The 9453-nt window shown below is 69.4% G+C and carries 10 protein-coding genes; 5 read left to right on the top strand and 5 right to left on the bottom strand.

Annotated features, from left to right (window positions below):
• Positions 1 to 52 precede the first annotated feature (52 nt).
• From FNH08_RS35310 to FNH08_RS35320, 3 genes are all read right to left on the bottom strand, one after another.
• On the bottom strand, positions 53 to 949 hold the full coding sequence (locus FNH08_RS35310; RefSeq protein ID WP_152775609.1) for a carbohydrate ABC transporter permease: 897 nt from the start codon (positions 947 to 949) through the stop codon (positions 53 to 55).
• Complete coding sequence (locus tag FNH08_RS35315) at positions 949 to 1779, bottom strand: carbohydrate ABC transporter permease (RefSeq protein ID WP_152775614.1); 831 nt, start codon at positions 1777 to 1779, stop codon at positions 949 to 951. Before FNH08_RS35315 ends, FNH08_RS35310 begins: the two co-directional genes overlap by 1 nt.
• A 95-nt stretch (positions 1780 to 1874) precedes the next feature.
• Positions 1875 to 3254 carry an extracellular solute-binding protein gene (locus FNH08_RS35320; protein WP_322726017.1) on the bottom strand — a complete coding sequence of 460 codons (1380 nt, stop codon included), beginning with the start codon at positions 3252 to 3254 and terminating at the stop codon, positions 1875 to 1877.
• Between the two features lie 331 nt (positions 3255 to 3585).
• On the opposite strand from FNH08_RS35320, the gene FNH08_RS35325 reads away from it, so the two are divergent.
• Entirely contained in the window at positions 3586 to 4824 is a 1239-nt protein-coding gene (locus tag FNH08_RS35325) for an ROK family transcriptional regulator (RefSeq protein ID WP_152775616.1), read from the top strand.
• A gap of 23 nt (positions 4825 to 4847) precedes the next feature.
• Here FNH08_RS35325 and sthA read toward each other — a convergent pair whose 3' ends face one another.
• Complete coding sequence (sthA, locus tag FNH08_RS35330) at positions 4848 to 6251, bottom strand: Si-specific NAD(P)(+) transhydrogenase (protein WP_322726018.1); 1404 nt, start codon at positions 6249 to 6251, stop codon at positions 4848 to 4850.
• A 114-nt stretch (positions 6252 to 6365) separates the two neighbouring features.
• Positions 6366 to 7160: an N-formylglutamate amidohydrolase gene (locus FNH08_RS35335; RefSeq protein ID WP_152775610.1), complete on the bottom strand. Its 795-nt coding sequence runs from the start codon at positions 7158 to 7160 to the stop codon at positions 6366 to 6368.
• Positions 7161 to 7335: 175 nt separating this feature from the next.
• On the opposite strand from FNH08_RS35335, the gene FNH08_RS35340 reads away from it, so the two are divergent.
• From FNH08_RS35340 to FNH08_RS35355, 4 genes are all read left to right on the top strand, one after another.
• The gene (locus FNH08_RS35340; protein ID WP_152775611.1) at positions 7336 to 7881 is read left to right on the top strand and encodes an RNA polymerase sigma factor; all 546 of its coding nucleotides are present in this window, start codon (positions 7336 to 7338) and stop codon (positions 7879 to 7881) included.
• Complete coding sequence (locus tag FNH08_RS35345; protein WP_194238717.1) at positions 7871 to 8470, top strand: hypothetical protein; 600 nt, start codon at positions 7871 to 7873, stop codon at positions 8468 to 8470. The genes FNH08_RS35340 and FNH08_RS35345 overlap by 11 nt, the downstream gene beginning before the upstream one ends.
• Positions 8471 to 8562: 92 nt before the next feature.
• Positions 8563 to 8958 (top strand): hypothetical protein, encoded by a 396-nt coding sequence (locus FNH08_RS35350; protein ID WP_152775612.1) that lies wholly within the window; start codon positions 8563 to 8565, stop codon positions 8956 to 8958.
• Between the two features lie 52 nt (positions 8959 to 9010).
• Entirely contained in the window at positions 9011 to 9394 is a 384-nt protein-coding gene (locus tag FNH08_RS35355) for a hypothetical protein (protein ID WP_152775613.1), read from the top strand.
• Positions 9395 to 9453: the final 59 nt, after the last annotated feature.

Below are 9453 nucleotides of genomic sequence, written 5' to 3' on the forward strand. Positions count from 1 at the left end.
CTGCTCTTCGGAGGTGGGGCAGCTCTTTGAAAGGGCCAGCTTCTTGAAGTGCTCAGCCCTTGAGGGCGCCGCCGAGCGCGAAGCCGCCGCCCAGCTTGCGGGCCAGCAGTACGTAGAGCATCACGACGGGGAGGGAGTAGAGGAGCGAGAACGCCGACAACTGGCCGTACTGCGTCTGGTCGCGGGCACTGAGGAACGTGAACACGCTGACGGAGGCGGGGAGTTTCTCCGGGGAGAGCAGCAGGATGAACGGGACGAAGAAGTTCCCCCACATGCCGATGAAGGTGAAGATGGTGACCACGGTGACGCCGGGCCGCATCAGCGGCAGGACGACCCGCCACAGCACGTGCGCGGTGTTCGCACCGTCGATCCGGGCGGCCTCCTCCAGCACCATCGGTACGCCGTCCATGAAGTTCTTCATCAGCCAGATCCCGAAGGGCAGCGCCGACGCCGCCAGGAACAGCGTGGTGCCGGGCACCGAGTCGATCAGGTTCACCTGCACGAACATGCTGTAGACCGGGATCATCACGGCGGTGATGGGCAGGCCGGTGGAGAACAGGACCGTGTAGAGGAAGGGCCGGCGCAGGCGGGAGCGGTACCGGGACAGCGGATAGGCGGCCAGGAAGGACGCCGTCACCGTCACCAGGGTCGCGAAGCCGCACAGCAGCAGGCTGTTGAGCAGCGGCCGGTAGGTGGTGTCGGCGTTGAGGACCGCGTCGAAGTTGCCGAAGGTGAGCGACGACGGCCAGGTCAGCCGGAAGGTGTTGGTGTTGCTGACCGAGGCGAGGAGCATCCACAGCAGCGGCAGGACGTACGTCACCGACACCACCAGCAGGACGGCGTTGACCGCGATACGGCCGACGAGGGAGCGGCGCCGGTGCGAGGTCCGCCGTGCGGTGCCCGTGGTCGGCGGGACGGACGCGGCACGCGACGGTGCGAGAACGGCCATCAGTCGTCCTCCAGTTTGAGCAGCCGGATGTACACGACGGAGAACAGGGCGCCGACCACCAGCAGCACCAGGGCGATGGCGGTGCCGTAGCCGATGAGGCTGTTCTGGAACGCCTGCTGGTACATGAAGATCGGAAGGGTCTCGCTCTTGTTGCCGGGTCCGCCGCGGGTCATGGTGTAGATCAGTCCGAACACCGAGAGCGTCTGCAGCGTGATCAGCATCAGGTTGGTCATGATCGACCCTCTGATGACGGGCAGGACGACCCGCCACAGCCGCTGCCAGGGACCTGCGCCGTCCATCTCGGCGGCCTCGACGAGTTCCTGCGGCACGTCGTTGAGGGCGGCGGTGAAGACCATCATCGAAAACGCCGTGCCGCGCCAGACGTTGGCCAGGCAGACCGCCAGGATCGGCATCGTGTAGAGCCAGTTCTGCTGTGGCAGGTGCAGGGCGTCGAGAATCGAGTTCAGCGAGCCCTGGTTGTAGAAGAACGCGTACATCAGGTAGCCGGCGACCACTTCGGGCAGCACCCATGCGGCGATGACGACACCGTTGGTGAGCGACCGTACCGGCTTCTCCGCCTTCTCCATCAGGACGGCCAGTGCGAGTCCCAGGGTGTTCTGCCCGATGACGGCGGAGCCCACCACGAACGCCAGGGTCAGCCAGACCGCGTTGAGGAAGTCGTGGTCCTTCAGGGCCCGGGTGAAGTTGTCCAGACCCACCAGGTGCGTGCCGGTCGCGCCGGTGAGCTGCATGTCGGTGAACGCGTAGTACACGCAGTACGCGATGGGTCCCGCCAGGAAGACGGCCAGCAGGACCACTGCCGGGAGCATCGGCAGGCCGCGCAGCAGGGAGCGTACGGGGGCGGGCGGTGCCCCGTGGGGCCGGTGGGAGCCACCGGCCTTGTGGGGCACCGACGTCCAAGCGGTCACGAGGTGCCCTTGACGGTCTTGTCGTCGCCGACGGCGGCCTTCACATCGCTGTCGAAGGTGGCGGCGGCCTTGTCGACCGACTCCTGGCCGGTGGTCACCGACTCCATGGCCTTCTGGATCGCGGTCGAGACCTGGTTGTAGGCGGGCAGACCGGGCCGGAAGTGGGTGTAGCGCACCAGGTCCGTGAAGAACTTGTTGGTCGGGACGGAGTTGGCGTACGCCGGATCACTGGCGGAGTCCGTGCGGACGGCGATGCTGGCGTTGGTGGCGTTCCAACTGGCGTGGTTGGCCTTCGTCTCGATGGCCGTGAGGAACTTCCACGCCAGGTCCGGGTTCTTGGCCTTGGCCGGGATCGACCAGGCCCAGCCGCCGGACATGCTGATCTTGCCGGGGGCCTGGCCGTCCTGGGTGGGCATCGCCGCGGTGCCGATCACGGTCTTCCAGTCGGGCCACGGCTTCGGGCTCGTGGAGCCCCAGTTGTTGGGCATCCAGGAGCCGTCGATGTCGATCGCCAGCTTGCCCTCGGGGATCAGTTCGGAGCCGACGGTGGTGCCGAAGTTGGCGCCGAGCGCCTGGTCCACCGGCGGGCCGAGCTTCTCGCCGTACACGGTGTGGACGAACTCCAGCGAGTCCTTGAACGCCTTGCTGCCCACCACCCACTTCTTCTGGCTGGTGTCGTAGAGGGACTTGTCGCCCGCCGGGGTGCCGTACAGGAGCATCTCGAAGCCCTGCATCGAGGACGCCTCGCCGCCGGCCGTGCCGGTGTAGAGGTTCATCGGGATGACGCCGGGCAGCTTCGCCTTGAGCTTCCGGGCGGCGCTCAGGATGTCGTCCCAGGTCTTCGGCTGCCAGGGCACGGCTATGCCGGCCTTCTTGAAGAGCTGCTTGTTGTACCAGATTCCGCGGGTGTCGGTGCCGTCCGGGACTCCGTACGTCTTGCCGTCCGAGGCGCCGCGCGCCGCCACCTTGGAGGCGGGGACGAACTTCGACCAGTCGCTCCACTTGGCGAGGTAGGAGTCGATGGGCTTGAGGTAGCCGCTCGCGATGTCGGAGTTGATCAGCGCGGTGTCCTCGTAGACGAGGTCGGGGGCGGTCGCGGGGGACCGCATCATGAGCTGGACCTTGGTGTAGTAGTCGTTCTCGGAGGCGGTGACCGGGACGAGGCTCACCTTGGTGCCCGGGTTGGCCTTGGTGAACTGCTTCACCACCGCGGCGAGTCGGTTGGCTTGGAGCTTGTTCTTGGTGTCCAGGTTCTGCCAGTAGACGACCTTGATCGACTTTGCGGAGCTCCCGGACGAGCCGGAATCCCCGCAGCCGGTGGCGGCCAGGGCGGTGGCGGTGGTGAGTGCTGCGGCAGCGATGAGTCTCGAACGCACGGTGGTTCCTCCGGAACGCGAAACCTGAGGAGAGGTACTGGGGAAAAGCCGCGACTGAGATGCGGGCCGAGGGCAGTTCGCACGAGGCGCTCCCTACGGCGCCACCCCGTGCGACCTGGCCGGTGCGCCCGACTTGGTGGGCGTCAGCTAAATCCAATTGATGGATGAAGTCAACGCTTCCTGCGTGTAAACTTTCGTCACGTATCGCCGTTCTGCGCATACGGGGCATGGCTCACGATTCGGGTCACAAGGTGCGTTCCTGTCGTGTCGGTGCCGTTCAGCCGAGGGGAACGACAAGACAGAAGGAGCGGTAGGTGACCGACAGGTGACGATGCTCGGTGGCACGAACCTGCCCCGGGTCGGCGGGTACAACCAGGCCGTCGTGCTGGACGCCATACGGACCAGGGGGCCCATAAGCCGGGTCGAACTGGCCGCGCTCAGCGGCCTGACCAACCAGACCGTCTCGAACGTCGTCCGCAAACTGCTCGACGCCGGCCTCGTCACGGAGACCGGCCAGGCACCCTCCAGCGGAGGCAAGCGCCGAACCCTGCTGGCCCCCCGACCCGACGGCGCCTACGCGCTCGGCGTCCATCTCGACCCCGACGCGGCCGTCATCGTCCTGGTCAACCTCGCCGGCGAGGTGCTCACCAGCCGTCGGCTCAGACTCAGCGTCCCGAGCGAGCCCGCCGACGTCGTGGACCGGGTGGCGCGCGCGGCCCTGCGGCTCGCCGAGCGGTCCGCCGTGGACCCCGGCCGCCTGCTCGGCCTGGGCATCGCCGCTCCCGGACCGATCGACGGTTCCTCCGGTGCGGTGGTCTCCCCGCCCAACCTCCCCGGCTGGGACCGCGTTCCCCTGCTGAAGATGTTCGCCGAGGCCACCGACATGCCCGTCGCCCTGGACAACGACGCCACGGCCGCCGCCATCGGCGAACGCTGGATCGGCGGCGAGGCCCGGGCGGGCAGCTTCCTGTTCATCTACCTGGGCACCGGCATCGGCGCCGGCATCGTCCTCAACAACACCGTGCTGCACGGCGATTCGGGCAACGCCGGGGAGTTCGGCCACCTGGCCGTCGAACCGGGGGACCGCGTCTGCCACTGCGGCGGCACCGGCTGCCTCGGCCCCTACTGCAGCCCGGCCGCCATCATCGACGACCTCCTGCGCCTCCACGGACGGGCGGCCGCCGACCGTATCGGCCTGACCGGCGACCCCGCCTCCCTGCACGGCGACTGGAAGGTGCTCCGCCGGGCCGCCCGCACCGGCGACGAGGACGCCTGTGACGTCGTACGGAGCGCGGCCCGCCGCATCGGGCAGGCCGCGCGGGGTGCCGTCAGTCTGCTCGACGTCAGCCGTGTCGTCCTTGGCGGTGAGGGGCTGCGCGGCATCGAGCCCATCGTGCGCGAGGAGATCGACACGGCTGTCAACAGCACATCCGTCGCCCGTGCCATCCGGCCCATCGCCATCGAGCAGAGCGTCATCGGCGACACCGTCGGAGCGGTCGGCGCCGCGTCACTCGTGCTGCACGGCAACTACACGCCCGGCTGGCGCATGCTCACCGACCCTTCTGGCTGAACAGGCAGGGAAGAAGTGCTCCCTCAGTCGCCGATCCGGTCGATCTGCCGCAGCTTGTTGGTGGCGTCCAACGCGGCGACCTTGTAGGACTCCGCGAGCGTCGGGTAGTTGAACACCGCGTCGACCAGGTAGTCGACCGTGCCGCCGCAGCCCATCACGGACTGCCCGATGTGGATGAGCTCGGTGGCTCCGGAGCCGAAGCAGTGCACCCCGAGCAGGGTGCGGTCCTGTGGCGAGACCAGCAGCTTGAGCATGCCGTGGGAGTCGCCGATGATCTGCCCCCGGGCGAGTTCACGGTAGCGGGCGATGCCGACCTCGAACGGCACGCTGTCCTCGGTGAGTTGGTCCTCCGTGCGGCCGATGAAGCTGATCTCGGGGATGGTGTAGATGCCGATCGGCTGGAGGTGGTGCATCCGGCCCACCGGTTCACCGCACGCGTGGTACGCAGCCGCCCGCCCCTGCTCCATCGAGGTCGCGGCGAGCGCCGGGAAACCGATGACGTCGCCGACGGCGTAGATGTGCGGGACCTGGGTGCGGTAGTGCTCGTCGACGGTGATCCGCCCGCGCCGGTCTGCGGCCAGCCCGGCCTTGTCCAGGTCGAGTTCGTCCGTCAGGCCCTGTCGGCCAGCGGAGTACATCACGGTGTCCGCGGGGATCTTCTTTCCGCTCTCCAGTACGGTGAGCGTGCCCCGTGGGTGGCGTTCGACCGCGGCGACGGTCTCCCCGAAGCGGAAGGCGACGGCCAGATCCCGCAGGTGGTACTTCAGCGACTCGATCACCTCGACGTCGCACATGTCGAGCATTCCCGCCCGCTTCTCCACCACCGTGACCTTGCTTCCCAGGGCGGCGAACATGGACGCGTACTCCATGCCGATCACGCCCGCCCCCACGATGACCATGGAACGGGGTACCCGCTCCAGCGTGAGGACGTTGTCCGAATCCATGATCGTCCGCCCGTCGAACTCGACGCTGTCCGGCCGGGCGGGACGGGTGCCTGTCGCGATGACGAAGTGCTCGGCGGTCAACAGCCGCTCGTTGCCGGACACTTCGCGCAGCGCGACCGTGTGGTCGTCGACGAAGCGGGCGGTGCCGGCGAACAGGGAGATGTGGTTGCGTGAGAGCTGGCTGCGGATGATGTCGACCTCGCGGCCCACCACGTGCTGGGTGCGCGTGGTCAGGTCGGCGACGGTGATGTCCTCCTTCAGGCGGTAGCTCTGGCCGTACATGTCGCGCTGGGTGAGGCCGGTGAGATAGAGCACCGCTTCACGCAGGGTCTTGGAGGGGATGGTCCCGGTGTGGAGGGAGACGCCGCCCACCATGTCGGGGCGGTCGACGACGGCGACCCGGCGGCCCAGCTTGGCCGCGGCGATGGCGGCTTTCTGGCCGCCCGGACCGGATCCGATGACAAGCATGTCGAAGTCGGGCACCCTCGGAAGTCTGACAGCCAGGGGTGCCCTGCCGAAAGAGCGAACGGGCAACCAGTGTGCCCGAGTTGTCCGGGCCCTCGCGGAGATCCAACGCGGAGAGCCGTCAGAAGCGCCCTAGGACACCGCGTCGACCAGCGCCGCGAGGGCCCCGGCCAGCCGGTCGAGACCGGGACCCGCCGGCCCGCCCGGCTCGGCCATGTAGACGTCCCGCCGCATCTCGATCATCAGGGCGGTGACGTTCGGCTGCGTGCCGTAGAACGGGAGCGGGACGTAGGTGCCCGAGAACGGGCTGTTGACGCCCGTGCCGCCGAAGCCGGCGAACGCCTCCTCGGCGGCGGCCAGCAGCTCGGCAGGTGTGTGGAAGGGGTCGGTACCCAGGCAGACGGGAGGGCGCGGGCCGTCGCCGCGCAGTTCGTACGGCAGCCGGGCCGTGGGATAGGAGTGGACGTCGAGGACGACTGCCCGCCCGGCCACGGCGAGACGGTCGGCCACCGCCGCGGTCATCGCCTGGGCGTACGGGTGGAAGTAACGCTCGATCAGCGGTCCGGGGTCGAAGTCCTCGGGCCGCAGCGGCGCGCGATGTGTGGTGCGGGTGTACACCGCGCCCATGCCGACGGCGCGCATCTCCTCCCGCTTGTCGGGGAACCGCTCGGGATCGATCACCAGCCGGGACAGCCGGTTGACGAACCGCCACGGGGTGACCGCAGTGGCCTCCGCCGCGGCGGAGGCCAGCCGCTCCGTGTGCGCGTCCGTGATGTGGTCCAGCTCCCGCTCGAGCTCCCCCATGTCCAGCACGAAGTCGCCGCGCACCGAGGCCGGTATCTCCCGCGCCGAGTGCGGCACATGGAGGATCACGGGGGAGTCCCGGGCGCCGGGGATCAGGGCGAAGGACTCTTCGGTTCGGGACATGTACGGCTCCTCTGCGTGTCCCCCACACCATGCCCAGGACCCGGCGCTCCCCGCCACCGGGCCGTGGACCGTCCGAGTGCGCGCGGTGGAGGTGCGAACACGACCTGTGTGCGTCGGCAACCGTCCGGGTACCAGGGCCCCGGCCACGACTCCGCCAGGGAAGGTACACCCGCACATGGGCCTCTCGCCGCCGCCCGCACGCTTCGACGCGACGTTCTGCGAGATCCTGCCCCGGCTCTACCGAAGAGCGGTGATGCTCGCCGGGTCCCGACACTGGGCCGAGGACGCGGTGCACGAGGCGTATCTGAAGCTCGCTGCCCGCCCCCACCGCTTCCTCGCCCACCCGGAGCCGTACGCGTATGCCTTCACCGCTCTGCTCAGTGTCGTACGCGACTCCCATCGCCGGGAGCGCCGACAGGTGCCCGTGGACGAGATGGACGGCATGGAGTCCGGGGCGGCGGGAGCGGTCGGGCCGGTGCTCGCCGCGGACTGGGACGGCGGAGTGGCGCGCCGGGACGCCGAGTTGGAGGTCGTCCGGCTCTTGAAGCGGCTGTCGTACCGGCAGGCGGGTGTCGTGATCCTCGTCGACCTGGACGGCTACACCATCGACCAGGCCGCCGAGATCATGCGCGTGCACAGGGGCACGGCCGCCCGGCATCGCGCGCGGGCGCTGGGCAGATTACGGGAACTGTTGGAAGGGAGCCAGGGCCATGAGGTCTGAGAAAGCACCGGGCAGCAGGCCCGGGGACGAGGCCGACGACCACGTCGCCGCGCTGCTGCGCACCCGGCTCCGCGCCGCGGACGAGGCGATCGAGATGCCTGCCGGTCTGTGGGAGAGCGTCCGTACCGCCACACCCCGTCCTCGCCAGTGGCCCCGACTCGCCCTCGCCTCGGCCTTGGTGACCGTCGTGCTGCTGGGCGGCTGGTGGTTCGTACGGCCTTCGGGAGACCCCTCTCCGTCCGACGGCGGGGTGACCGTCACCGTCCACAACGCCGAGCGGGCCTGCCGGGAGTTGCGCACGCTGGAGTGCGCGCTGCGGCTGGCGAAGGACCCGTACGAGGAGTACGCGGCCGAGGACAACCGGGCGGGGCGGGTGTGGCACGGGGACCGGCTGGCCGCGGTGTGCGTGATCACGCGCGGGACCCTGGTCGAGGACGAGGCCGGGGTGACGTCGACGCGCTGGTACCTCGTGCGGACCCAGAAGGGCGTGACCGGCTGGCTGCCCGGGGTCCGTACCCGCAACTCCGCGCATGTGACCACGTGTTCACCGGACCGGACGGGTCAGCCCTCGAATCCGACTCCTGAGTGACGGGGATCACACACGTCGGCTGTCATGCGGGCGGCGTCCCTCCATCGTGTGCCGGGTGCAAGGTCCACATGACACCAACGGGGAGATCTTCCATGCGACTTCGTACAGTCCTGGGCGCCGTCGTGGCGGTGACCGCGCTGACCGCGGCTCCGGCTTCGGCGGCCGGTGAAGCCACCGGCGAGGCATCCGGCGGAGCGTCGGCCCGGGCGAGCTTCACGGTCTGGGCGACCGACGTCAACGTCCGCGACAACCCCTCCGACCCGGCCACCTGCGACGGCTTCCCCTCGCCGGCCAACTGCCCGGCGGTCGCCGGAAATCTGCAGCCGAACCAGCCCTTCGAGGCGGTCTGCCAGAAGCAGGGCGAGCCCGTCGGCGGCAATCCCTGGTGGGTCTACATCACCCGGGGCGACTCGCGCGGCTACATCGCCAGTCACTACGTGGACACCCCGGACGACCAACTGCCGGGCGTGCCGGTGTGCGGCGCCTGAGGCGCGACAGGAACACGAGCGACAGGAACGCGAGGGAGAGGAGCGAGACAGCATGAGGCTTCGTGCAGCAGGGGGAGCGGTGGCCGCCGTGGGCGTCGCCGTCATCGCGCTGACAGCCCCGTCACCGGCGGTGGCCGCCACCGGGGGAGGCACGCCCCAGTCCGGCGACAGGGGCACGCAGGTGACCGGCGTCCGCGCCGCCCAGGATCCCAGCCCGGGCCGTTACCGCGTCGACGGCGCCCGCATCCGCACCCGGCCCGACCTCGCCTCGCCCACGGTCGGCAAGGGCTACACCTCGCAGGGCTCGACCGCGCACTGCCGCGTGGTGATCAACGACCAGGAGGAGTGGTACCACCACACCAACACGGCCACCAACGTGACCGGCTGGTCCCGCCACGACGTGCTGATTCCCGTGTGGGCGGTACCGGACTGCTGACCACCCGACCGCCGGCGCGCACGCGTACGGCACAGGGGCCCGTCGGTTCGCCGACGGGC

The sequence above is a fragment of the Streptomyces spongiae genome (genome assembly GCF_009377185.1).
Lineage (GTDB): Bacteria > Actinomycetota > Actinomycetes > Streptomycetales > Streptomycetaceae > Streptomyces > Streptomyces spongiae.